A 25249-nucleotide genomic window follows, 5' to 3' on the forward strand; every position below is an offset into this window, starting at 1 on the left:
AACTCGCAATTTTCGTAAAACAGGACTTTCTAAAACTGTTTATTACTATAACATTATTTAAGATATAAAAATTTACTCACCTTATTTGCAGTGACTAGAAGAATTAAAAAACAGGGGAATACATAGCTAAATAAACTGCGTAGGAACGACTAACTTGTCCACGGCACTAAAAGCTCAATCATTGTACTATGCCTAATGTTATTAGTCGTAAATATCATTAATTATAAGGGAATTGGCAATACACAACAAAACACCCCAGCTTGAGGCTGACCAGGATTGGCAGCAAGCTGGCGGGCAGCAGTCTGGCAACGCTTTAACTGGTTTTGAATGGCTGGCAAGCCCTGAACAATGCCCTGAGTTTTTACAATGGCTTTTATGGCTGCCGAGCAGGTGGTATCACCATACACATGACCTGCTGCACATTTAAAACCCTTGATTGGCGATAGATAACGCTGATAGCCTTCGATCACTTGCAGTACAGTGTAATTACCAGCTTTGATAATAGAATTGGTCATCTTATTAAGCGCTTCATTTTTAAAACTAAAGCTTAACCGGCTATTTTGTTATTGTGGAGAATTGACCTGTTGCGGTTTGGCAACAGGGTTTATTACATTTGCTATAAATTCTGGGATTGGCACTTTATCCTAACTAAGGCTGATTCAGGAATACACCACTTCCTTTGGCGCTGCTACTTCTACCTGCTGGACAGAAGCCGTAACTGTTTTTTGCGCTTTACTCTTGGTTTGGTAATTCACATAAATGGCCTGCTTGCCCAGATATTCGCGTAAAGCGCGTAGTAATTCATCCTCAGCGCGCACCCACCAGTGTTCAGATAATTCCAGAACGCCTTGTGCATAGGCCGTTTCTACCTGAATATGTAGTGGAATTTTTTTGCTGGTTTCATCAATAAGCTGGGTGTAGGGTTGCAGGATTGTAGCCAGTTCTGACGCAAAATTATGATGCTGCATCAATGCTGTATCAGGTTGCAACAAAATATTTAACGCACGTTTTGCCCGGATTTCATTTAAGCTAAATGCTTTATTCAAGCGGCCAATTGGACGGTCAAAGTTTTCCCGTTCAACCACTTCACCTTCAATCACAATGATATTGTCAGTCTTGATGAGTTCCTTATAGCGTTGCAGGCGCTCAAAGTTAGTGTTGACTTCAAGGCGGGCAGTGCCGTCATCCAGCGTAATGACAGTGCGGTTGGGAAAGTTGGCAACATCCAGCACCAGACCAGCAAAGACAGTGGTACTGCCGCGACGGGTGGCACCTAGCTCATTCAAACTGGTTGGAATAAAGTTTTTCAATTCCTGCCGATAAACATCCATCGGATGCCCAGTTAAATACAGGCCCAGTGTATCTTTTTCGCCTTTAAGCCGAACCTCATCGCTCCACGGTTTAACAAATTTGCTGACTGGCCGTTGCACGGTTTCAACTTCACCAAACAAGTCCATCATGCCAATTTCACGATTCTGGCGCGCCTGTTCTGCCGCCTGTACGGCTTCTGGCAATTGTTCCATCAGACTGGCACGTTCAGTTTCAAAGCAATCCATGGCACCAGCACGAATCAGGGCTTCCAGCGTGCGCTTATTGGTTTTTTTCAGGTCAATACGGTGGCAAAAATCAAACAGGTCTTTATAGGGGCCATCCTGTTCACGGGCAATAATGACAGATTCCATTGCTGCTTCGCCAACACCCTTAATGGCACCTAAACCATAAATAATGGTTTTTTCATTTGAGGCACGGAACTTGTAATTGGACATATTAACCGAAGGCGGTAACACTTCCAGACCAATACTACGGCAATCGGAAATCAGGAATACCACGTTGTCGGTGTTCTGCATTTCCGAGGTGAGCACTGCCGACATGAACTCTGCCGGATAGTGTGCCTTTAGCCATGCCGTGTGGTAGGCAACCAACGCATAGGCCGCTGCATGCGACTTGTTAAAGCCATAACCGGCAAATTTTTCAATATAGTCAAAAATTTCATTGGCCTTGCGTTCATCAATTTCACGCTTGGCCGCACCTTCAATAAAGGTCAGGCGCTGCTTGGCCATTTCCTCAGGTTTTTTCTTGCCCATGGCGCGGCGTAGCAAATCCGCACCACCCAGTGAATAACCGGCACATACCTGCGCGGCCTGCATCACCTGTTCCTGATACACCATAATCCCATAAGTGGGCTTGAGTACGTTTTCCAGCAAGGGATGCAGGTATTCAAAGTCGCCACCATGCATCCGGTGGATAAAGTCGGGAATCAGATCCATCGGGCCGGGACGGTACAATGACACAAACGCAATGATTTCCTCAAACTGGCTGGGCTTTGCCTCTTTGAGCATGCGCTTCATGCCGGGGGATTCAAACTGGAACACTGCCGTGGTGTTGGCATCGGCAAACACTTTATAGGCCTGTTTATCATCCAGTGGCAGCGTTGATAAATTCAATAAAGCCTGCTGTTGCTGCTTGCGCCGCACGTTAATGTTTTGAATGGCATCTTCAATAACGGTCAGGTTGCGCAAGCCCAAAAAGTCAAACTTGACCAGCCCAATGGCTTCAACGTCATCCTTGTCAAACTGGCTAACGCGCGAGCCTTCTTCATCGCAATACACCGCCGAGAAATCGGTAATCTTGTTGGGCGCAATCAGTACACCGCCCGCATGCTTGCCGACGTTACGGGTAATGCCTTCCAGTTTGAGCGCCATCTCCCAGATTTCAGTGGCATCTTCAAAGTCATTATGAGTTGGGTTACTCACAATATCTTTAAGCTGTGGCTCCATCTCCAGCGCCTGCTTGAGATCAACGCCGATGGGCTTGGCTGGAATCAGCTTGGACAGACGATCGGCCAGACCATACGATTTGCCTAGTACCCGCGCCACATCACGGATAGCACCTTTTGCTGCCATAGTTCCAAAGGTGATAATTTGCGAAACGGCTTCACGGCCATAGGTTTGTGCCACGTAATCAATCACGCGGTCACGCCCGGCAATACAAAAATCCACGTCAAAGTCGGGCATGGACACCCGTTCTGGATTCAAAAAGCGCTCAAACAGCAACTCATAGCGTAGGGGGTCAAGGTCAGTAATTTTTAAGCTATAGGCTACCAGTGAGCCTGCACCCGAACCACGGCCCGGGCCAACCGGTACGCCATTATTTTTGGCCCATTTGATAAAGTCCATGACGATCAGGAAGTAACCGGGAAATCCCATGTCCAGAATGGTTTTGATTTCAAACTGAAGCCGGTCTACATATTGCTGTTGTAACTCTGCCCAGTTGCCCATTTCCCGTTCATCACAGCCAACCGGGTATAGCTGCTGAAGCCGTTCCTCAAGGCCAAGCTGGCACTGCTCGGCAAAAAAGCTTTCAATGGTATGTTCGGCAGGAATCGGAAAGTTGGGAAGATAATTCTTACCCAACGTTAAAGTCACGGTACAGCGCTTGGCAATTTCCACTGTATTTTCAAGGACACTCGGCAAGTCTGAAAACAGGCTTTCCATTTCAGCCTGTGTCTTGAAATACTGCGCTTCAGAGTAGTCACGTGGACGGCGCTCATCACCCAGAACATAGCCTGAAGCAATACACACCCGGGCTTCATGCGCTTCAAAATCCGAGGCCTGCATAAAGCGCACATCATTATGGGCAATCACGCCAATCTGGTATTTTTCAGCCAGTTGCAAAGCCAGCTCAATAAATTCATCTTCACCGGGACGATTGGTGCGGGTAATTGCTAAATAGACCCGGTCGGCAAATTGCGCAATCCAGTCTTCCAGCAGGCCTTCTGCTTTTTCTGGCGTGCTGCTACGCAAAGCCTGTCCTACATCACTGTGCATACCCAGCATGGCAATCAGGCTATGATTCTTTTTAAAAACCCAGTCGCGTTCAATGCAGGGAATACCCAGATTCAGGCCATCGGTAAAGCCTTGCGATACAATTTCGGTCAGGTTGCGCCAGCCATCATTGTTCATGGCCAGCAGGGTCGCGCGACCCTTATCGTCACAAAGGCGGATTTCACTGCCAAGTATGGGCTTGATGCCTTTACCCAGACAGGCCTTATAAAATTTGACGGCAGCATACAGGTTGGACAGGTCGGTCAGTGCCATGGCGGGCATCTGGTCTTTTGCGGCAGCATTGATGAGCGCGGGGATACGGACAATCGAATCAACAATTGAAAATTCGCTATGTATGCCCAAATGAATAAAGCTCATTACTGCCTCCTGTTTTGAAGCACAAATCATATCATGCCTGTTGGTGGAGTTCGTAAAAACATCGGGGATTATTGATGACCCGATAAAACATTAAATTTGGGTCTTAACAATCGAAGGCTTGATAAAAAATGCCGAAATTTACTTAAGCTTGAAGAAAAAAACGTGGATTTTCAAAATATTTCAAAAATGCGATGAAATGCGTGCCTACAAATTGCACAACTTCTCTTGAACTAGGGTAAGCTAATTCATCTGGAAAACTGTAATTGTGGTAGAGAAGCATGAGCCAGCACCCATCATCTGTACTGTTAAATGGCATCAATATCAGTGAGATTTTAAATGTCCAGAAAATTCACGATAATTTGTACAGCTCGGGCCAGCCGACAGTACAGCAACTGGAATTGATCTGTCAGGCTGGCGTGTCAACCGTCGTCAATCTGGCATTAAATGATGCGGACAATAGCCTGATCCGGCAACATATTTATGAGGATCGTGCTGTGCTGGAACTGGGCATGCATTATATCCATCTGCCAATTTTGTGGGATTGTCCTTCAGCCAGTCAGACGCTGTTTGCATTAAAAGCCATTCATCACTTGCAGGATCAATTGGTCTGGATTCATTGTGCCAAGAACTGGCGTGCTTCTAGCCTGATGTATTTGTATCGCCGTTTTTATATGAAAATGCCCATTGAGCAAGCCGATGAATTACTGCATCAGGTCTGGGAGCCAGATGAAACCTGGACTGGCCTAATTAATGCAGTGGCAATGCAATTACAGGCAGAGCAGTTTAATTACTAGGAAATTCCATTTCTTGTTGTTATTTAAGGACTAAGCTTAAAGTTACTGTACAGATCACTAAACCTGACCAGACAAATTTAAAGCTAATCATTAAAGCCTGACTAAAGTTTGCATGTATTCTGGTTAGAATTGATTAACCTGATAGCGTGTATTTCGGCCACCACCTGCCAGTTTAATCAGGCAACCTTTTTCGACTAGGTCGGTTAAATGACGAGTAGCAGTGGCCTTGCTGACTTTGGCCACTTTTTGGTATTGAGAGGCACTGATGCCATGCGCAAAGCCATTTTCCCCGCCATCTAGCAAGCGATTTAATACCTTGCGCTGTCCTTCATGTAATTCTAACTGTGCAAAATACTGCCAGAAGCGACTTTTTTGAATCGTCAATGACACACGCTGTAAAGCCTGCTCAACGGCTTCAAGCAAGGTATCCAGAAACCATACCAGCCAGTTACTGATATCAAGACTGCCTTGCTGGGACTGCTCCAGGATATCGTAATAACTTTTGCGTTTTTGCAGAATGGCGGGTGACATCGCGTAGAGCCTGATACTTTGGCTATCCATTTGTGCCAGTGCCAGATCCGTTAAGGTGCGAGTAATGCGTCCATTGCCATCATCAAAAGGATGCAGGGTCACAAACCAGAAGTGAACAATACCGGCCCGAACCAACGGATCAAGCAGGCTGTCATCCCGGCTGACATTAAACCAGTCAATAAAAGCATCTAATTGTGCTTCAAGACCGTGTCGTGGTGGTGCCTCAAAATGAATAATAGGTCGGTCAATCCGTCCTGATACGACTTGCATGGGTTCTTTACCGCGCAGACTACCAATACGCATGCGCTGCGTTGTCCAGTCAGGTTCATTAAACAGCCATTGATGCCATTGTAAAAGACGTGACAGGGTTAAGGGCTGCTGCACATTGTTTAAGGCATCCAGCATGATATTGGCTAGACCTTCAGAACGGTCTGAGCTGGCATAAGGCTGCTCCAGCGTGACCCCTAAGCGCCGCGCCAGTGACGAACGTAATGAGTAAACATTGAGAGTTTCGTTTTCAATGGCCGAGGAAGCAACCAGATTAGCCAGCAGGGTATCCAGACTTTGCTGTGCCTGTTGCGGGTCATGACTGGTTTGACCCAGTAAAAGGCCAATTTTTTGGTGAATGAGCCATGTTTTAGGCAAAATCATAGCATCTGACCAGCTAAATTCAGGCCAATTAAACGTATTCCATTCTACCTGCTGCCAGATCCATTCTTTCATATTGCACTGTATTAAGGACTAATGAGCCGAATATAGCAATTATTCGGCTCATAGGGTGAGCCAAAATTAAAATTATTCGGCTCATGCCTATTAATAAAAGCTTTTAAAAAAGCCTTAGCAGGGAAATGTAAGGCTTTTTTATTTTGGAGATTAAGCTTAACGGAGGCTAGCCAGATAACGATCCAGCCGCTTAATGGCTTCACGCAGCTCACCTTCAGCAGGCAGGAACACCACGCGGAAATGATCCGGCGTTGGCCAGTTAAAGCCAGTACCCTGAACCAGCAGCACTTTTTCAGCGCGCAGGAAGTTCAGCATAAATGCCTCATCATCCTCAATTGGGTAAATATTAGGATCAAGGCGAGGGAAGCAATACAGGGCGCCTTCGGGCTTCACACATGATACACCGGGAATTTCATTAAGCATTTCCCAGGCAATATTGCGCTGTTCATAGAGGCGACCACCAGGCTTAACCAGATCATTAATGGTTTGATAGCCACCCAGCGCAGTTTGAATCGCATATTGCGCCTGCACGTTGGCACACAGGCGCATACTGGCCAGCATGTCCAGGCCTTCAATATAGTCCTTGGCACGTGATTTATCGCCCGAAACCATCATCCAGCCAGAGCGAAAACCCGCAATCCGGTACGACTTGGACAGGCCATTGAACGTAATGCAAAGTACATCACTGGCCAGTGTTGACATGGGAATGTGTTCGATACCGTCATAAACAATCTTGTCATAGATTTCATCGGCAAAAATAATCAAGTCATGCTTACGGGCAAGCGCAACAATTTGCTCCAGAATATGCCGCGGATACACAGCACCGGTTGGGTTATTGGGATTGATGACCACGATGCCGCGCGTATTTGCAGTGATTTTGCTTTCCATGTCGGCAATGTCAGGATACCAGCCATTTTGCTCATCACACCTATAATGAATGGCCTGACCACCAGACAGGTTAACTGCTGCTGTCCACAATGGATAATCCGGCATCGGCACCAGCATTTCATCGCCATTGTCCAGCAGGCCCTGCATCGCCATGACAATCAGCTCAGACACCCCATTACCAATATAAATGTCGTTGACATCAACATTAAACAGGCCTTTTTGCTGGTAATACTGGAACACGGCCTTGCGCGCTGGAAAAATACCTTTGGAGTCGGAATAACCAATTGCATTGGGCAGGTTAATGGCCACGTCATTGATGATTTCCTGCGGTGCTTCAAAGCCAAAGGGTGCAGGATTACCAATATTTAATTTAATGATTTTATGGCCCTGTTCCTCCATTTCCACCGCCGCTCGCAAAATCGGCCCGCGAATGTCATAGCAGACATTTTCCAGCTTGGCAGATTTCTTGATTATACGGCGAGTATTGGGAATTGGAGCACTTGTAGACATGACAGGGTTCACTATTTGGTCTTTACTGGCATAGCGGTAAAGGTAGCTTTTGAAGGTTTTAACGGTCACCAGATCCAGCCCATGACTGGTTTTAAGCAATTCCACAATTTTCTCGTGGGTATAGCCTTCGCCCTGATACTGTTTGATGACAGGTAAAAGTTTTTTAAAAATAACGCTTTTCTTTTGCGACATTTTTAGACCTCGATACACAGGCACTCAGAATAAGTGGCATTTTTGCTTCCGTCAATTTAGTTTGCTTACTTTATTGTGTGAATTACAAAAAATAATGCTAAGTTGAAAATATTTTGCTTACTTTTTGCTTTTAAATATTAAATTCCGCTATTTTTATCGCTTGTCATTAGAATTGCACAATCTGCACAGAGCAATAATAGTTTTTCTACCCAGACTTAAGTTAAAACAGTAAAGTTAATAACAAATCAACAGGATATTGCCATTATGCCTACCGTGAAAAAATCTGATATGGAGTGGAAACGCCAGTTAACTGCTGAGGAATACCGCATTACCCGTGAAAAGGGTACAGAAGCACCTTTTACCGGAATTTACTGGGATAATCATTCCAGTGGCGTTTATCGCTGCAAATGCTGTAATACAGCGCTATTTAGTTCGGAAACCAAATATGATTCCGGTAGCGGCTGGCCCAGTTTTTACAAGGCTATTGAAAGTGGAGCGATTGATGAACACCGTGATATGTCGCATGGCATGATCCGCACTGAAATTACCTGCCATAATTGTGGTGCACATTTGGGCCATGTGTTTGAAGATGGCCCAGGACCTACAGGATTGCGCTATTGTGTAAATTCAGCTTCTTTAAATCTGGAAACGGATGATTACCAGCGTGAAGATAACTCACCATGGACAAATGAATATAATGGTGAGGATCATTTATAAGGGATGACTATCAATGTTGACAATTTTAATTGTCAACATTGAGTGACTTGGTTACAATGAAAAAATCTCATAAGAGCAAGTGTAGAGGATAAAACCATGACAACAATTTATGATTTCTCAGCGGAAAAACTGGAAGGGGGAACGCAGGCACTGAGTGACTATGCGGGTAAAGTTGTACTAATCGTAAACACAGCCAGCAAGTGTGGTTTTACGCCACAATTCGAAGGGCTTGAAAAAGTCTATGAGAAATATAAGGATCAGGGTTTTGTGGTGCTAGGTTTTCCTTGCAACCAGTTTGCCAGCCAGGATCCGGGCAGTAATACAGATATTGGTGAGTTTTGCCAGCGCAACTACGGTGTGAGTTTTCCGATGTTTGCCAAAATTGATGTTAACGGCAGCGACGCGCATCCACTGTACAAGTACCTGACTAAGGAAGCAAAAGGCCTGCTGGGTACAGAAGCGGTAAAATGGAATTTCACCAAGTTTTTGGTAGGTCGTGATGGCAACGTGATTGACCGTTATGCCACCGCCACTAAGCCGGAAGCGATGGTCAAGGACATTGAAAAGGCTTTGGCCAAATAATTGAGTTTTCTGGTCTAAACCCTTTTGTACAAATGGTTGTGCTTAAATAAACAGCATGACCATTCGACTTCCTGCACAGGGCTTTTTTAAAGCTAATTTTTAATAAAAATTATTTATTAAATCTCTTTCAAAAGTATAGTTTCGACATGGTTCTTTATCTTACCAAAGGACGGTTCCCGAGCTTGTCGAAGGATGGTCAATGAGCATTCGACAGGCTCATGCCAAGGCTTAGTCAAAATGGTCGAAGGCAAGTTGACATTACTTGTGAAAGAAGCCTATTTACTGACGAATTAAGCGCCAAGAAGCCAATACCCCAAACACAATAGCAATTACTATTAAAATCAGCAGATTTGTACCAATATCAGACAAGCTGGCGTGCATTTGATTGAGCTGGATAAACTGTCGCACGCCCGCTGTAGAAGGCACTATCCATGCACTTAGCGCCATCCATTTGGGCATGGCTTCCAGCGGCCACGAAGCACCAGTGAGAAAGAAAAATGGTACAGAGGTAAAGGTGAGCACTTGCGCAGGTCTTTCAGGCCGGTCAAAAATACTGCCCAGCCACAAGCTCACACTCACCACGGCCAGCACAAAAACAGGCGTAGCAATCAGCAGTGCAGGCAGGTTGGCATCGCGGGGATAATCCTGATACCAGTACACAAAACCAAAATAATACAGGCAGCTTAAAATCCCAATCAGGCTACAGGCCAGCGTAATGCCAGTTAGGTTAATCAGATTGAACCTGAACTGCTGCTGCTTGAGGCTAACAATTAAAAAACTAACCCCAAGCAATAATGTTTGCTGCACAATCAGGGCTGCTACGGCTGGAAAAATATAACTACCATAACCGCCCAGTGGATTGTATAGCGGGTATTCATACAATGACAAACTGGGTTCAACATGCGCAGTTTGCAATAGCGGCGTGAGTTGCTCGGCAATTGATGCCTTGATACCACTGGCCAGTCCATTGCCAATTTCCCGCGTGCGAATCAGGTAAGCCCCACTTAAATAAAGTGCCAGACCGCTATTTTGCCCACGCAGGACATTACTTTCCAAGTGTGAAGGAATCAGGAAAATCGCATCAGCCTGTTGTTGTTTAATAAGTTGTTCAGCTTCGGCAAAATTGGCAGTTTGCTGAACAATATTTACCGCGCGCAAGGTGCTAACTTTAGCAATAATATTACGGCTAAGCGGGCTTTGATCCTGGTCCACTACCACAATGGGTAGCTGGCTGGCGACCTGGCTGTGATACGCCGCTGGGTAGAAAAAGCCATATAGCACCACTGCCAGAATGAGCGTGCTGGCAATAGGGCGCGTGGTCAGGATGGTTCTTAAGGTAAAAATAAAGGCCTGTATCACAGTCATATTGGATGGTGTCATAAGCTGGCACTCACCATGGGGTTGCGCTTAAGCAGCAACAGGCTCAGCAGCAAAAATCCAATTACAAAGCCAACCAGAATCAGCAGGGGTATAAGGGATGTCTGCCATGGGGAGCCAATAATCCATTGCTGGGTTTGCAGCTTGGCATAGGCTGTAAATGGCAGGCTATTACTCCAGATGCGGGTAAAGAGCGGTGCGCCAATGGTTGGCAGGGTAACACCGGCATAGCTTAAGGAAGAGCCTGCATAAATTGCTACCATGGAAAGACCCGTATTAATGTCTTTGGCCAGCAATACAATCGTAGTAGCAAACAGGGCATAAGCCATGAACAGCAGGATTTGGCCTATTAACAACATCAGGACATTGCCTTGAATTGTCCAGCCTTGAACGCCAGACATCCAGACTGTCCACAAAAAGCACCACAGGCTAAAAATAATGATGTACGGCAACAATTTGCCCATAAGCAGACTAAAAATTGATGTAGCTGTTTTCGGATTTAAAAATTTTCTATCTGAACCATTGATAAAATCGCGTCCAATACTGGTAGCCACACAGCATGCCAGCAGCAAATGCAAAATGGCAGTAACTGCAAAAGGCTCTAAAAATAACTCATAACTCAGCTGCGGATTATAAAGGGCAGTGACCTGAATGGTTGGCAGGTTAAAGTCAATGGGTGGGATGCCCAACTGACGAATCAGGGTTTGCTGCTGCTCGCGGTTTGCTGCGCTAACGGCACTGTTAATCCCGCCAGCAACGGTACTGGCAATGGAAAAAAACGCTTCATTAACATAGCTGGCAATTTCAGGGCTTCGACCATGCATCAGATTGGCCTGTGCCTGTGCAGGAATATGAACGACTCCCCATGCCTTAAGCTGCTTTAAATGCTGTTCTGCCAATGGCATGGATGGCTCATAGGCATAAATCGACAATGCTGGCGTCGCTTGAAGGTTTCGAATGATCTGGCGGCTGTAGGCAGAGTGATCCTGATCAACCACCACAATAGGCAAGTGATACGGCGAACCCTGTGACAACATGCTGGCCAGAAATATAATCACCAGTAAGGGTGCAAGCGTGACCAGGCTTAAATCCCAGTAGCTGTTTTTTAGAAAGTTTAGCTCGCGCCAGAATGCTGCCCACATGACTGTTTACACCTGATTCGCCGTAAACTAATGCGTACTGGCAGTTTGGGATTGTGGCCAGTCAAATAGCACACTCATGCCCGGGCGCAAACCAGCCAGCGGTTGCAGACTTTTTAGTTTAATCTCGAAAGTACGTATGTCATAACCACTGGACTGACGGGTGGCTTTCCATGAGGCAAACGTACCTTGCGCGGCAATATGCGTGACTTGAAAAGCTACATTTTTCTGGTTAAGCGCCGGGATATCACCATGCAAAATGCTGCCATGTTTAAGCTGGTTAAACTGGTCTTCACGCAGGTTAATACTAACCCACTGATTGCGTAGGTCAATCAGGGTATACAAGGGAATACCCGCAGGCACCAGTTCACCCACATTGGCAAACTTCTGGCTGACTTCGCTATCTTCCGGTGCTATCAGCTGCATTTCCTGATTGAGTGATTTGGCTTCAGCCACGGCTGCTTCAGCAATTTTAACCTGTGCCTGTGCAGAGGAAAGCTGCTCAGGTGTGCTGCCACGTTCAGCCCGTAAATATTGCTGGTGTGCTGCTTCTGCAATTTGTGCCGATGAATTTTTGGCAGCTTGTGCTTCATCACGGCGCTGGCGGGAAATGACTCCTTCATTAAACAGATTTTGAGCACGCTGATAGGTCACTCGTGCCAGTTCAGCTTGTGCCAGTGCGCTTTGCCAGTTTGCTTTTAAGGATGCAATATTTTCCTGCTGTGAGCCCCGTTCTGCAGTTTGTTCAAGTGCCCTGGCTGATTGTAATGCACCTTCTGCCTGCTGTTGTTTGGCCTGTAACTCGGGGCTGGTGAGAATGCCCAAAATCTGGCCCTTTTTAACGCTTGCACCTTCTTCTGCCATGAGCTGTTCAACCCGGCTAGGCACCTTGGTAGATACATTTAGCGTATTGGCTTCTACCATGCCCTGAATTTGCTGGGGTGCAGGTTTGTTGGTTAGCCACAGGCCCAACCCAACCATAGCAATTAAAAATACAATAATCAGGCTGCGAATGATGCGGGATTTTTTTGTTGATGAATTATCTGCAATTCCATTAGCTGCACCAATTGACGAATCAGGATGGTTTTCCAGAATCTGATTATTTTGCTCAGGGGATTGGTTATTATCGTTCATTTTTTTATCCTGTGGTTGTTCGCTGGTGGTAAAGCAAAACTAAAGGCTTGACTAAAGTCAGGAACAGGCTGGACTTTTAGTAATGAGTCAGTGTTGATCACGCTTGAAAATTGTCCAGCCTGGCCCAATGCAGTCAAAAGAGTAACCAGTGCCATATCATAACGATAGGCTGCGGTTGCCTGATCGGTATAGGTAAGTGTTAAGGCATTAACTGCGTCATTCACAAAGGTTGCGGTGGTTTCACCTTCCCGGAAAGACAATTGTTGCACGCGAAGGTTTTCCTGTGCTGCGGTAATGCTGGTTTGCATGCTCAAAAATGCCTTGCGCGCATTTTCAGCTTCATAATAGCCTCGGCGTACCAGTTGTTGAATGTCCTGTTGCGCCTGTTGTTGTAAGGCTTGAGTTGCATCCTGACGCGCCTGTGCTGCATTCACCAGTTTCTTGCGATCAGTATTTGCCAGCAAGGTATAGTGCGCGCCAACCCCAACCAGCCAGTCATTTTTATTTAAGGTCTGCTGGCCAAACACATAGGCACTAGGCAATAAACTGGCTTTGGCCACTTGTACGGCTTCTGAGGCCAGTTGCTGGTCTTTTTGCAGTTGTGCCAGTTGCGGTGACTGTTGACTGATCTGCGCCAGATAAAAATCCAGTGGCTGCAAGGGTGCCGCCTGCACAAAAAGCGGTGTGGTGAGCTGGGGCAGTTCCGGCTGTTGCAATAATTGTTGTAAATACTGGCGCGAGACATATTCATTGCTGCTGGCCTGATCATACTGGCGCTGGGCGGCCTGCGTTGCCACTTCAACCTGCAGGCGCTGCGAACGGCTAATCATGCCTTGCTGTCCGAGTTGCCGGGCATTGTTCAGGTGCTGTTGCAGGGCATTCAGGTTTTGTGCTGCAGCCTGAGCCAGACATTTTGCCAGTTGCTGGCCAAAATAGGCTTCGGCCAGTTTGAGGGTTTGCTGATCCTGGACTTGCTGGTGATTCAGCTGTGCTTTTTCATAACCAAGGTGCGCAATATTTTGTGCCGCCTGAATGCTGCCACCGGCATAAATCGGCATAACGGCCGAAATGGTCGGGCGAAACAGCTTGTCATTAATCACCACATTGCTTGAATTGGGAATCTGGTCAAACAGACCTGAAACAGCCGTTGAAAAACGATTGCTTAAAAAATTGCTCACATTGTCCGGCAAAGGCACGGGCAGATTATTCAAGGACTGGGCAAAAGCCTGATTGGCAGCATTTTCACCGGTAGCCTTGACATCACTCAGGGGAATATCAACTTCGGTGCGGTATTTAATGGCATTGGCATCAAGGCTAATCACAGGCCGCCATAATTGTGCATTGGCTTCGGCCTGATTTTGTGCGGCTGCCAGATTGGCAGTGCTGGCCTGTACGGCATAAGCGTTTTGCTTGAGAAACTGTTCAGCCTGACTAAAACTTAAAGAACCAGTGGATACACTGGCGTTTGAAAATGCAGGTAAAATTGTCGGGTCTGCCAGATTTTGTGGCTGATTGTTGTGTTGCTGATTGCTATAGTATTGAGAGCGTGATTCGAGATCCTGCAGAAAAGTGCTTTGCTGCAAACCCGTAGTGGTGGCTGCTCCTGCAACAGCCTGCCATTGACTGCAAACCAGCATTGCTGTGGCAAAGGAACGCGATACTAAAAAAGTTTTTTTTAAGGTCATAGGCATATTTGTGCGATCTGCTTTTAGGGCCTGAGCGAATGATTGGGCATTGCCTCAACCTCTGGCTAAACACATGATGCTTTTTCAGAATTAAAGCCTATTTTAGCGATCAATCTAAAGTAATTGATTGTAAAACTTAATCAAACAGGCGAATTTGCAGTCATCAATGTACTTTTAAATTTAGATTATTATTAAAAACCATACGTCCAATAATAAAAAATCCTGCGGCTCTGGCAGGATTTTTAGCAGATCTAGTAGCTTAAAAACTTCATCTGTTATAGACAAAGAAACCAGATAAGTTAATTAAAATGACTGGACATTGTCATTACAAAATCTGTTTTAAGCGTTCAATTACTTGTTCACACTGGTTCATATCAGCCACCAGTGCCATACGCACATGATTTTGTCCCGGATTACCCGAAGCTGTTTCACGCGATAAATAGCGCCCCGGTAACACGGTAATATTGGCTTTTTCATATAAATGACGGGCAAAACGCTCATCATCATCCACCTTGAGCCAGAAATAAAAACCTGCATCCGGTTTTTGCAATGGAAGTAACTGGCCTAATTCATTAAGGAATAAATCAAATTTCTGGCGATACAGCTGGCGATTTTGTTCCACATGCGTTTCATCCTGCCAAGCCACGATGGAGGCCAGCTGATGCTGTACCGGCATGGCAGCACCATGATAAGTACGATATTTTAAATAACTGTCCAGAATTCTGGCATCACCCGCCACAAAACCGGAGCGCAGACCCGGCAGGTTGGAGCGTTTGGACAGTGAATGAAATACCACGCAATTTTTATAATCGTGGCGGCCTAGTTCAGCACAGGCTTGCAGTAGGCCGGTTGGCGCTTCATCAAAATACAGTTCGGAATAACACTCATCCGAGGCAATAATAAAATCATGCTGATCCGACAGAACAATCAGTTTTTTAAGCTGATCCATTGGAATAACCGCACCAGTAGGATTACCGGGTGTGCATAAAAATAACAACTGGGTTTGCTGCCAGACGCTTGCTGGAATCTCATCCAGATTGCCCAGATAGTTATTTTCCGGCGTGCAATTATAAAAATACGGGGTAGCACCTGCCAGAATACTGGCACCTTCATAAATCTGGTAAAACGGATTGGGCATCACCACATAGGGGTTCTGGTTGCGGTTAATAGTCGCCTGCACAAAGGAAAACAGGGCTTCACGCGTGCCACTCACAGGCAAAACCTGTGTTTCTGCATCGATCGCCTGTAACCCAAAACGCTGCTTTAACCAGTCGGCAATTGCCAAGCGCAAGGCAAGTAAACCCTTACTGGTGGGATAAGTCGACAAGTGTTGCAGTGATTCAATCAGTTTTTGCTTAACAAACTCAGGGGCCTGATGTTTGGGTTCGCCAATGGACAGTGAAATATTCGGTAAGTCAGTGGCTTTAAGGTCTGCAAAAAGTCTGGCCAGCTTTTCAAATGGATAAGGATGCAGGTGGTTAATGGCAGGATTCATCGTGCTGTTCTCATTGCGATGCTTAAAAGGTTAAAACAATAAATTTTAAAAAATGGACTTTTGTACTTCTCAAAATCCGTACCCGTGATGCTGAGCACCAATTCTCAAGCATCAGGTTGTGAAAAAATATGGTTGTGGTTTAAATGGCTTTACTGGACCACAGAAACCACCTGCGATGCTTCATCCAGCGCCAGTTGAAGCTTGTGACCAAAAGCTTTGGATTCTTCATTACTCATGGGAATGCCATCGCGTTTGGTAACATAAAAGCTGTCTTCCGCGCGCTCACCCAGTGTGGCAATCCGGGCAGAATGAATGTCCAGTCCCTGCATCATAAACAGGCCGCCAATCTTGGCCAGTAATCCCGGCTGATCCAGTGTCATAATTTCCACAATATTTTGCTGTAGAGCCGTATTTAATTGAATCGTTACTTCCGTTTGTACCGCAAAATGCCGTAATTGTCGTGGAATACGGCGTTCTAGCAGGGTTGGGAATTCTTCCGGTCTGGACAGGGCATTGGTGAGGGCATAAATCACCTGAGCCTGTCGGTCGGTATCGGACAATAAGGTGCCAAAACGATCCAGCACAATATAGGTATCCAGAGAAAACGCCTTGGCAGCCGTGATAATGCGTGCATCCTGTACGTTGAGATCCATTTGATCCATAACGGCGACGCTGGCCGCAAACAGGTTGGGCAGGTCACGGGTATAAATAAAGATTTCGGCGGTGTCGATGGCCAGCTTGCGATGCTCACGAATCAATACCAGTGGATCAGGGTTGTCGCCGTGCTCAATCATGGCTTGCGTATGCCAGACCACTTCATCCGCACGTTCCTTAAGGAAATAATCATCACCCATTTCACGCCAGATTTTTTCAATATCTTCGTAAGTGTACTGGTTGCTTAAGGTTTGCATGGCTTCAAATTTGGTATCATCAATGATGAGTTGATGATCCACTGGCCGATCCAGTCCGCTACGAATGGTGTCACGCGCCTGCGTATACAACTGGCGCATCAGTGAAGCACGCCATGAATTCCACAGTTTGGGATTGGTGGCATTAATATCAGCCACAGTCAGGCTATACAGGTAATCCAGGTGCACCATATCGCCCATGTGATCAGCAAAGCCCTTGACTACGTCCGGGTCTGAAATGTCTTTCTTTTGTGAGGTAATGGACATCACCAGATGATTGCGGGTGAGCCATGCCACAATTTTTCCTTCACGGTCTGTCAGGCCATGATTACGGCAAAATTCAATGGCATCCTCTGCACCCAGTTCACTGTGATCACCCCCGCGACCTTTGGCAATATCATGGAAAATTGCAGCCAGATACACGATTTCCTTGCGATCAAGGCGCTGGAATACCGAGCTCACCACCGGATAATCCTTGGCAAATTCCGGTTTGCCAAAACGGCGCAGGTTGCGAATGAGCAGCAGGGTGTGTGCATCCACAGTATAAATATGGAACAGGTCATACTGCATCAGGCCAATAATCTGGCCAAAAGCAGGAATGTACTTGCCCAGCACGCCGTAGCGTTTCATGGCATGCAGGGTTTCATACAGGTTATGCGGTGCACGCAGAATGGCCATAAACATGGCGCGATGTACCGGATTGGCCCGGAAATTATCATCAATACTTTTGGCAGCCAGCATCAGTAAGCGTAAGGTTTTGGCGCGGATACCAGTAATTTCAACCTGGCTTGCCATAATATAAAACAGCTCCAGCAGTGCGCTGGGCGTTTCAGAAAAAACCCGGTGATGCGTGACGGCAATCTTGCCGCCAATCATGTCAAACCGTTCATTGATATTGCTTTTATGCGGCTTTTCTTCATCGGTGAGACGGGGTTCAATCACTGATTCAAAGAAATAGGCCAGCAGCATTTCATTTAAGGTTGAAACTTTCATGGCCACCCGGTAATAGGTTTTCATGAATTGTTCTACGGCATGATTAGGCGCATCATCTTCCTGCTGGATATACCCCAAACGTGCTGCAACTTCACGCTGGTAATCAAACAGCAGGCGGTTTTCATCACGTCCGGCAATGCGGTGTAACTGGTAACGCACTTGCCATAAAAAGTCTTCAGCAGCTTCAAGCTCACGGAGCTCAAATTCACTAATAAAACCTAAGTGAACCAGGTCATACACCCGAACCACGCGAAAATGCCGTTTGGCAATCCAGCCAATCTGGTTGAGATCACGCAGGCCACCGGGGGCATTTTTAACATCCGGCTCAAGGTTACTTTCAGTGTTGTTGTGCTGGGCATAGCGACGTTGCTGCTCCAGCATTTTTTCCTGAAAAAAAGTCTTGTCTGTCCATGCGGTAGACACAATCTGGCGTGGTTTTTTGGCCAGTTGCTCATCACCAGCTACCAGTCTGGATTCCACCAGGGTGGTGGCGACGGTAATATCCTGCGCGGCTTCCAGACATTCGGTTAGGGAGCGCACACTAATACCCGGTTTAAAGCCGGTATCCCATAAGCTGGATACAAAGCCGGAAATTTTTTCACCTAACTCCGGTTCGATCTCATGCCGGCTTAAAATCAGGATATCTACATCAGAATAGGGCAGCATTTCACTGCGTCCATAGCCACCCACGGCCAGCAGCGCTAAATTCTCGCTGGGCAATGCATGTTGCTGCCATAGCAGCCTGAGCATGTCATCAATGGCTTGCGCGCGTGCATGCACAATATCCCGAATCTTTTCTCCGCTTGCCAGTAACTCATCAAGCTGCTGGTCCAGCATTTTGCGCCATTCAATCAGGGCGCGGGCCTGGCCCTGTTCCTTGATGGAAGGTTGCTCAATAAACGCCTGGGGAGAAATTGTTGCGAGCATAAAAGTACCTGAGTTAAACCAGAAAAGCCATTAAACCAAATTGTGGGAAACAAGCAGCACAATTAAATAGTAAAAACCAAATAGCAAAAAACACGCCAGTACTTGCCCTAGTTAGCAGCAGGCGTATTGGAAATAACCGTTACGCTGGATGCCACCTCGTAAGCTAGCTTGCGTGCTGTGTCGGTATCTTCGGCATAAACCGTAGCAACGCCCATACGACGGCGGGCAAAACCTTCTGGCTTGCCAAACAGGCGCAAGTCCGAGCCCTTAATGCTTAGTGCTTTTTCAAGATTACCAAAGGACAGGTTGGATTCATCACGACCCGCATAAATCACGGCACTGGCAGCAGCACTGTGACGGGTAGTATCTACTGGCAGGCCCAAAATGGCGCGGGCATGTAGCTCAAATTCACTTTGGCACTGGCTGGCTAATGTCACCAAACCCGTATCATGCGGGCGCGGCGACACTTCACTAAACCAGACCATATCGCCTTTAATAAACAGCTCTACACCAAACAAACCACAACCACCCAGATTACGGGTAACGGTATCGGCAATATAGCGGGCATTGCTGAGCGCCTTGTCAGTCATCAGTTGCGGCTGCCAGCTTTCTACATAATCACCAGCTTCCTGACGGTGGCCAATCGGGTCGCAAAAATGGGTTTCAATAGCACCAGTTTCGGCATTTTTGGCGCGTACTGTTAGCAGGGTAATTTCAAAGTCAAAATTAATTTGTCCTTCTACAATCACCTTGCCCTGATTTACACGGCCACCCTGCATGGCATATTCCCATGCTGCATCCACCTGATCATAACTGGTCACGCGCGACTGGCCCTTGCCACTGGAAGACATCACAGGCTTGACAAAGCATGGATAACCAATGTCATCACAGGCGGCACGAAAGCTGTCCAGATTGTCGGCAAAGCGATAGGACGACGTTGGCAGGCCAAGTGTTTCAGCAGCAAGGCGACGAATACCTTCACGATTCATGGTCAGGTTGGCTGCCTTGGCAGAAGGAATGACTACTGCCTGACCTTTTTCCTCTACTTCCAGTAACAGATCAGTGGCAATGGCTTCAATTTCCGGCACAATCAGGTGCGGTTGAACTTCATCGATTAGCGCCTGCAATTCATTGCGGTCTGCCATATTCAGCACCCAGCTGTGATGGGCAACCTGCATGGCTGGCGCATTGGCATAACGGTCGGCAGCAAATACTTCGACACCAAAGCGTTGCAGGGCAATGGCCACTTCTTTCCCAAGTTCACCAGAACCCAGCATTAACACACGAAACGCTGAAGATTGTAACGGGGTGCCAAGGGTAACAGTCATTGCATGCTCCAGAACAACAATAGAAAAGAAGAAATCAGAAAGTGAAAATCAGAAAGCAATTAGGCAAAAATCATAGCATAGCAGATTAGCGTTAAAACCGTCTTTCACTGTAAAAAAAGTATTGGGAGCAAGGCCAAAAAAATGCTATCAATTCAATGCCTGCACAATACAACATAGAATCCTTTAAAGTTTTACTGGTTTTTTCGTACAATATGTCCAGTTCTTTTGGCAGTGCAGGCGGCAAACACAGTGATTGAAAGTAGCAAGGTAATAAAAGATAGAGTGATAAAAAACAGATTGCAGGCTGGGTTAGCAATTTCTTTAAGCGTTGGTCTTTTAAGCCTCACTCTGGCAGCCTGTAACCAGTCTGGGCAGGAAGGGCAGCACAAGCGTGAAATCAAGCCCGCTGTTAAATTATCAACCGATGCCTCGCATATTGCCCAGCAAACCTATCAGTTCATATTAAAGACCGAGCCTGTGCTAACGGCGCAGCCTGTTGATGTTAGCCAGCTAGACGCACAGGTTTTTCAGCCCATCAGGCAGTTGTTGTTACGCTGGAATACCGAAGTCAAGCAGTCCGATAGCGTGGTGGGCGATCAATACACCATTTGTCGTGGCGCGCTGATTTCACTGGATAGCTGGGCCAGAAGCATCCAGAATCAAATCCCCGGTCAGGCTGACAAGCAAGCTATTTTTGAAAAGCAAAAAAGTCTGTGCGAAAAGGTTCTGCAAAACCCAATACAGCAGCCCCAGTAAATGCATTGCGCCATTTTTTGCAACATTATTGATAACTTTGGCGACATTGGTGTTTGCTGGCGCCTGACCCGCCAACTGGCTGCAGAATATCAGTTAAATGTTAGCCTGTTTGTTAATGACCTCAGCAGCTTTTCCATACTGGCGCCAGAGCTGCAACCAGAATTACCTATTCAGCAATTAGATCAGATTACAGTCCATCATTGGCATGCTGATGTTTATTTCGATCAGCCTTATGATCTCATTATTGAGGGTTTTGGCTGCCGGCTAGAAGATCAACTCATTGACCAGATGCAGCAACAAGCCAGTGCAGGCCAGCCGCCGCTCTGGATTAATCTGGAATACATGAGTGCCGAACCCTGGGTCATGGATTGCCATGGCATGGTTTCCATTCATCCGGCAACGGGCTTAAAGCAGACCTTCTGGTTTCCCAGTACCACAGCACAAAGTGGTGGCCTAATCCGGGAGCAGGCTTTGCTTACTGAACGTGACCAGTTTCAGCAGGACAGCCAACAGCAGGTAGAATTCTGGCACAGTCTGGGCTTATCCAATGCCATGCAGTTTTCCAGAAAAATATCACTATTTTCCTATGAAAATAATGCGATAGCAGACTTACTGACAGCCTTGGCAGAAGATTCTATCGCAACACTGCTGCTGGTCCCCAAAAGCAAGGCCATTCCTGATATTGAACTATGGCTGCAATCACGCTTACAGTTGCAAAAAACATTGCAGATTAGTGATCAGGTAAGCTGCCAAAACCTGAAAATTGCTATGCTGCCGTTTTTATCGCATCTGCAATATGACCAGTTGCTCTGGGCATGTGACCTTAATTTTATCCGGGGCGAGGATTCCTGTGTGCGGGCGCAATGGGCAGGCAAACCTTTTATCTGGCACATTTATCCACAAGATGAAAATGCCCACTTTATTAAATTGCAGGCCTGGATAGATCAGATAAAACAACAGGTTAAAGGCGAGTATTTGGCAGATTTTGTTGCGTGGCAAACGGCAATGCAGGCCTGGAATAGCAATACGCCCTCAAATTCCAAACTATGGCAACAACTGCTGACTAACTTGCCCAAATGGCCAAATCTACTGTCTGACTGGAGTGGTTTTCTGACAGCGCAGCCTGATCTGGCTAGGCGTCTCATGAATTGGGTTGAGCAACATCAACTGGAATAATAGTAACTATCCATTAATGGCTGGCATCCAGAATTTTATATTTTTAACCTTCATCGATAGAAAAGCCTGCAAGAGTTTGGCAAAACCGGACTGAAATCGGGTAGAATCTTGCACCAACGTAAAAGGGCTTATTTAGGATACATCCCATGAAAACCGCACAAGAAGTTAAAGCTGGCAACGTGATTATGGTTAACGGTCAACCGATGGTTGTTCTTAAAACTGAATTCAACAAGTCTGGCCGTAACGCTGCCGTTGTTAAAATGAAAATGAAAAACCTGCTAAACGAGCAGGCCATGGAATCGGTTTTCAAAGCTGATGAAAAGTTTGACCAGATTATTCTGGAAACCCGCGAAGCTACTTATTCTTACTTTGCTGATCCTATGTATGTATTCATGGATACTGAGTTTAATCAACTTGAAGTTGAAGAAGAAAACCTTGGTGACGTTAAAAACTTCATTGAAGACGGCATGACTGATGTTTGCGAAGTTACCCTGTACGAAGGCAAGCCGATTGCGGTTGAACTGCCAACAGTTATTGTGCGCGAAGTAGCCTATACTGAGCCTGCTGCCAAGGGTGATACTTCTGGTAAAGTGACCAAAGTGGCTAAGCTAAACAATGGTTATGAGTTGCAGGTTGCTTCTTTCATTGAAATTGGCGAGCGTATTGAAATTGATTCCCGTGATGGTTCTTTCCGTGCCCGCGCGAAAAACTAATCAAAACGTGTGATGTAAAAAGAGGGCTGCGGCTCTCTTTTTTTGCCTCAGACTGTGCAAATAACGTCTAACAATATTAAGCATTCAACTTCCCATAAAAAAACGCCGGGTCATCCCAGCGTTTTTAAATAATTAGTCTATTAGCTTAGACATTAAATCTAAAGTGCATCACATCACCATCCTGCACCACATAGGTTTTACCTTCCAGACGCCATTTGCCAGCTTCCTTGGCACCAGACTCACCGTTATACTGAATAAAGTCGCTGTAGCCGACCACTTCAGCCCGGATAAAGCCTTTTTCAAAGTCGGTATGAATCACGCCAGCCGCCTGTGGTGCGGTTGCGCCAACTTTAACCGTCCATGCACGTACTTCTTTAACACCAGCAGTAAAATAGGTTTGCAAGCCAAGTAGGCCATAACCGGCACGAATCACCTGATTTAAACCCGGCTCTTCCATTCCCATGGCTTCCAGAAATTCGGCGCGGTCTTCATCTTCCAGCAGGGAAATTTCTGCTTCAATCTGATTGCATAATGCCACAACCTGCGCATTTTCACTGGCTGCTAACTGCTTAACAGCTTCCAGATGCGGATTATTGTCAAAGCCGTCTTCTGCCACGTTGGCAATATACATAGTTGGTTTTAGCGTCATTAGGCCAAACCCGCGAATCAGCTTGCGTTCATCATCAGACAAATCGGCAGCACGGGCAGGGCGACCTTCATTTAACACCGGCTCAATTTTTTCCAGCACGGCTTTGGTTGCCAGTGCATCCTTGTCACCACCGCGTGCGACCTTGGTCAGGCGTAGTAATGCTTTTGCTACCGTATCAAGGTCAGCCAGTGCCAGTTCGGTATTAATGGTAGCAATATCATCCAGCGGATCAATTTTGCCATTCACGTGAATGACGTTTTCATCTTCAAAACAACGTACCACATGGGCGATTGCATCAGTTTCACGGATATTGGCCAGAAACTGGTTACCCAGACCTTCGCCTTTACTGGCCCCGGCAACCAAACCGGCAATATCCACAAATTCCATGGTGGTTGGAATAATACGCTCTGGTTTTACAATGGCTGCCAGCTTGTCAAGACGCGAATCCGGCATGGGAACAATCCCGGTATTGGGCTCAATGGTACAAAACGGAAAGTTTTCTGCTGCAATGGCTGCCTTGGTCAATGCATTAAACAGTGTCGATTTACCCACGTTTGGCAGGCCAACAATACCGCAATTAAAACCCATGAAAGTGCTCATCTATTTAATATAAAAACTGGCGCATATCTTATCATGAGCGAGCAAGGCATAGCCACTTCGTCTTGCAAAGCGATGCTTTTCATCTGCCCGAGCGCAAGAAATGAGTTGCATTGCAGCGCAAGTAGGATTTTTTAAGAGCAAGGCATAGCCACTTTGTCTTGCCAACAACACTTCAGCCCGCATGAGCAAATGAGAAACAGACCGAAGCCGGATGAGTCTGCTATGATACGGCAAAATTTCTTAAAAAATCCTGTCTTGGAGTGTTTATGCGCACCTTGTATCAATTTCCATTATCACATTATTGTGAAAAAGCTCGCTGGTTACTTGATCATAAAGAACTGGATTATGTGGCCAGGAACCTGATTCCCGGCCTGCATCGGCCTTGGGTGCGTTTTAAAACCAGCAAAAACACATTGCCCATGTTGCATGATGGCAAAAACTGGATTGCCGATTCTACCGAGATTGCCCTGTATCTGGATGGTATGTATCCCGAACAGCCGTACTTGCGCCGAGAACCCGAATTTCGTGTCCAGGCCATTGAGCTGGATCAAATTGCCAGCCAGATTGGTGTTCATGTGCGTCGCTGGATGTACCTGTACCTGCTGGATGAACCCGAAACCATGGAAATCATGCTAGGCGAAAAGGGCTTTTTAAGATTCACTGAACGTTTTTCCAAACCGTTTATTAAAAAAGGTGTGATTCGCTTGTATGGCATTTATCCCAAGAAAGCGGAAGCCTCCAAGCAAAAACTCGATACACTGATTAATCAGGTCGAGCAAAAACTGATTGCCAATGGAGGGCGATATCTGGTGAGTGACCGTCTGGGGCTGGCGGATATTGCGGTGTGCGCCTTATCAGCCCCACTATTTGGGCCACAGGGCACACCCTGGCAGCTTGATGAGCCAGAGCAGTTGCCTGAGCCAATTCGTGCCTATCGTCAGGAATTACTGGATCGTCCATTTGGCCAGTATGTGATGCGTATCTATCAAAATGAACGCCATGCCCGGGTTGACTGGCGCGGTCTTTAATTTCGCTACACGAAAGCCAGTATTAGTTAATGCTGGCTTTTAAATAAAACAATACAAGATGATAAATAATATGTGTAAAAAGAAACAGCATTGTCATTGGTCGGTCATATAAAACCCATTAAATTAGTTGGCGCAGTAATTGCATCGCTGGTTATTCAAATCAGTTTATATATTAAGAGAACAGACTGTGCTTGATACAGTC

The 25249-nt window shown here is 46.3% G+C and carries 19 protein-coding genes; 7 read left to right on the forward strand and 12 right to left on the reverse strand.

Annotation, left to right across the window (positions count from 1 at the left end):
* Positions 1-221 precede the first annotated feature (221 nt).
* Complete coding sequence (gene yidD / locus Q337_RS0104295; RefSeq protein ID WP_026470544.1) at positions 222-515, reverse strand: membrane protein insertion efficiency factor YidD; 294 nt, start codon at positions 513-515, stop codon at positions 222-224.
* A 144-nt stretch (positions 516-659) separates the two neighbouring features.
* Complete coding sequence (gene dnaE / locus Q337_RS16730; RefSeq protein WP_051526551.1) at positions 660-4202, reverse strand: DNA polymerase III subunit alpha; 3543 nt, start codon at positions 4200-4202, stop codon at positions 660-662.
* Positions 4203-4480: 278 nt separating this feature from the next.
* Here dnaE and Q337_RS16735 point away from each other — a divergent pair, with 278 nt between their 5' ends.
* On the forward strand, positions 4481-4996 hold the full coding sequence (locus tag Q337_RS16735; RefSeq protein WP_051526552.1) for a protein tyrosine phosphatase family protein: 516 nt from the start codon (positions 4481-4483) through the stop codon (positions 4994-4996).
* Positions 4997-5119: 123 nt separating this feature from the next.
* On the opposite strand, the gene Q337_RS0104310 is transcribed toward Q337_RS16735, so the two are convergent.
* On the reverse strand, positions 5120-6250 hold the full coding sequence (locus tag Q337_RS0104310) for a Fic family protein (protein ID WP_026470545.1): 1131 nt from the start codon (positions 6248-6250) through the stop codon (positions 5120-5122).
* Between the two features lie 156 nt (positions 6251-6406).
* The gene (locus Q337_RS0104315; protein WP_026470546.1) at positions 6407-7840 is read right to left on the reverse strand and encodes a pyridoxal phosphate-dependent aminotransferase; all 1434 of its coding nucleotides are present in this window, start codon (positions 7838-7840) and stop codon (positions 6407-6409) included.
* Positions 7841-8104: 264 nt separating this feature from the next.
* Here Q337_RS0104315 and msrB point away from each other — a divergent pair, with 264 nt between their 5' ends.
* On the forward strand, positions 8105-8557 hold the full coding sequence (msrB, locus tag Q337_RS16740; protein ID WP_051526553.1) for a peptide-methionine (R)-S-oxide reductase MsrB: 453 nt from the start codon (positions 8105-8107) through the stop codon (positions 8555-8557).
* Between the two features lie 96 nt (positions 8558-8653).
* The gene (locus Q337_RS0104325; RefSeq protein ID WP_026470547.1) at positions 8654-9139 is read left to right on the forward strand and encodes a glutathione peroxidase; all 486 of its coding nucleotides are present in this window, start codon (positions 8654-8656) and stop codon (positions 9137-9139) included.
* A gap of 279 nt (positions 9140-9418) precedes the next feature.
* On the opposite strand, the gene Q337_RS0104330 is transcribed toward Q337_RS0104325, so the two are convergent.
* The 7 genes from Q337_RS0104330 to purT form a co-directional block, all read right to left on the reverse strand.
* Positions 9419-10519, reverse strand: a complete 1101-nt coding sequence (locus Q337_RS0104330; RefSeq protein WP_026470548.1) for an ABC transporter permease — start codon at positions 10517-10519, stop codon at positions 9419-9421.
* On the reverse strand, positions 10516-11658 hold the full coding sequence (locus tag Q337_RS0104335; RefSeq protein WP_026470549.1) for an ABC transporter permease: 1143 nt from the start codon (positions 11656-11658) through the stop codon (positions 10516-10518). The genes Q337_RS0104330 and Q337_RS0104335 overlap by 4 nt, the downstream gene beginning before the upstream one ends.
* A gap of 27 nt (positions 11659-11685) precedes the next feature.
* Positions 11686-12789, reverse strand: coding sequence for an HlyD family secretion protein (locus Q337_RS0104340; RefSeq protein ID WP_026470550.1), 1104 nt, complete (start codon positions 12787-12789; stop codon positions 11686-11688).
* Complete coding sequence (locus Q337_RS0104345) at positions 12786-14480, reverse strand: TolC family protein (protein WP_084494706.1); 1695 nt, start codon at positions 14478-14480, stop codon at positions 12786-12788. The genes Q337_RS0104340 and Q337_RS0104345 overlap by 4 nt, the downstream gene beginning before the upstream one ends.
* Before the next feature lie 319 nt (positions 14481-14799).
* On the reverse strand, positions 14800-15969 hold the full coding sequence (gene dapC / locus Q337_RS0104350) for a succinyldiaminopimelate transaminase (protein WP_026470552.1): 1170 nt from the start codon (positions 15967-15969) through the stop codon (positions 14800-14802).
* 149 nt (positions 15970-16118) lie between these two features.
* Positions 16119-18797: a [protein-PII] uridylyltransferase gene (gene glnD / locus Q337_RS0104355; protein ID WP_084494707.1), complete on the reverse strand. Its 2679-nt coding sequence runs from the start codon at positions 18795-18797 to the stop codon at positions 16119-16121.
* A gap of 107 nt (positions 18798-18904) precedes the next feature.
* Positions 18905-20125 (reverse strand): formate-dependent phosphoribosylglycinamide formyltransferase, encoded by a 1221-nt coding sequence (gene purT / locus Q337_RS0104360; protein WP_026470554.1) that lies wholly within the window; start codon positions 20123-20125, stop codon positions 18905-18907.
* A 282-nt stretch (positions 20126-20407) separates the two neighbouring features.
* Here purT and Q337_RS0104365 point away from each other — a divergent pair, with 282 nt between their 5' ends.
* The 3 genes from Q337_RS0104365 to efp all read left to right on the forward strand — a co-directional run bounded on the left by Q337_RS0104365 (position 20408) and on the right by efp (position 22770).
* Positions 20408-20881 carry a hypothetical protein gene (locus Q337_RS0104365; protein ID WP_156935702.1) on the forward strand — a complete coding sequence of 158 codons (474 nt, stop codon included), beginning with the start codon at positions 20408-20410 and terminating at the stop codon, positions 20879-20881.
* Complete coding sequence (earP, locus tag Q337_RS16745) at positions 20882-22057, forward strand: elongation factor P maturation arginine rhamnosyltransferase EarP (protein WP_034279202.1); 1176 nt, start codon at positions 20882-20884, stop codon at positions 22055-22057.
* A gap of 146 nt (positions 22058-22203) precedes the next feature.
* On the forward strand, positions 22204-22770 hold the full coding sequence (efp, locus tag Q337_RS0104375) for an elongation factor P (protein ID WP_026470556.1): 567 nt from the start codon (positions 22204-22206) through the stop codon (positions 22768-22770).
* A gap of 145 nt (positions 22771-22915) precedes the next feature.
* Here efp and ychF read toward each other — a convergent pair whose 3' ends face one another.
* Entirely contained in the window at positions 22916-24007 is a 1092-nt protein-coding gene (gene ychF / locus Q337_RS0104380) for a redox-regulated ATPase YchF (RefSeq protein WP_026470557.1), read from the reverse strand.
* Positions 24008-24285: 278 nt separating this feature from the next.
* On the opposite strand from ychF, the gene Q337_RS0104385 reads away from it, so the two are divergent.
* Positions 24286-25047: a glutathione S-transferase family protein gene (locus Q337_RS0104385; RefSeq protein ID WP_026470558.1), complete on the forward strand. Its 762-nt coding sequence runs from the start codon at positions 24286-24288 to the stop codon at positions 25045-25047.
* The last annotated feature ends 202 nt before the right edge of the window (positions 25048-25249 follow it).

Source organism: Alkanindiges illinoisensis DSM 15370 (assembly GCF_000619845.1).
In the GTDB taxonomy this organism is placed as follows: Bacteria; Pseudomonadota; Gammaproteobacteria; order Pseudomonadales; family Moraxellaceae; genus Alkanindiges; species Alkanindiges illinoisensis.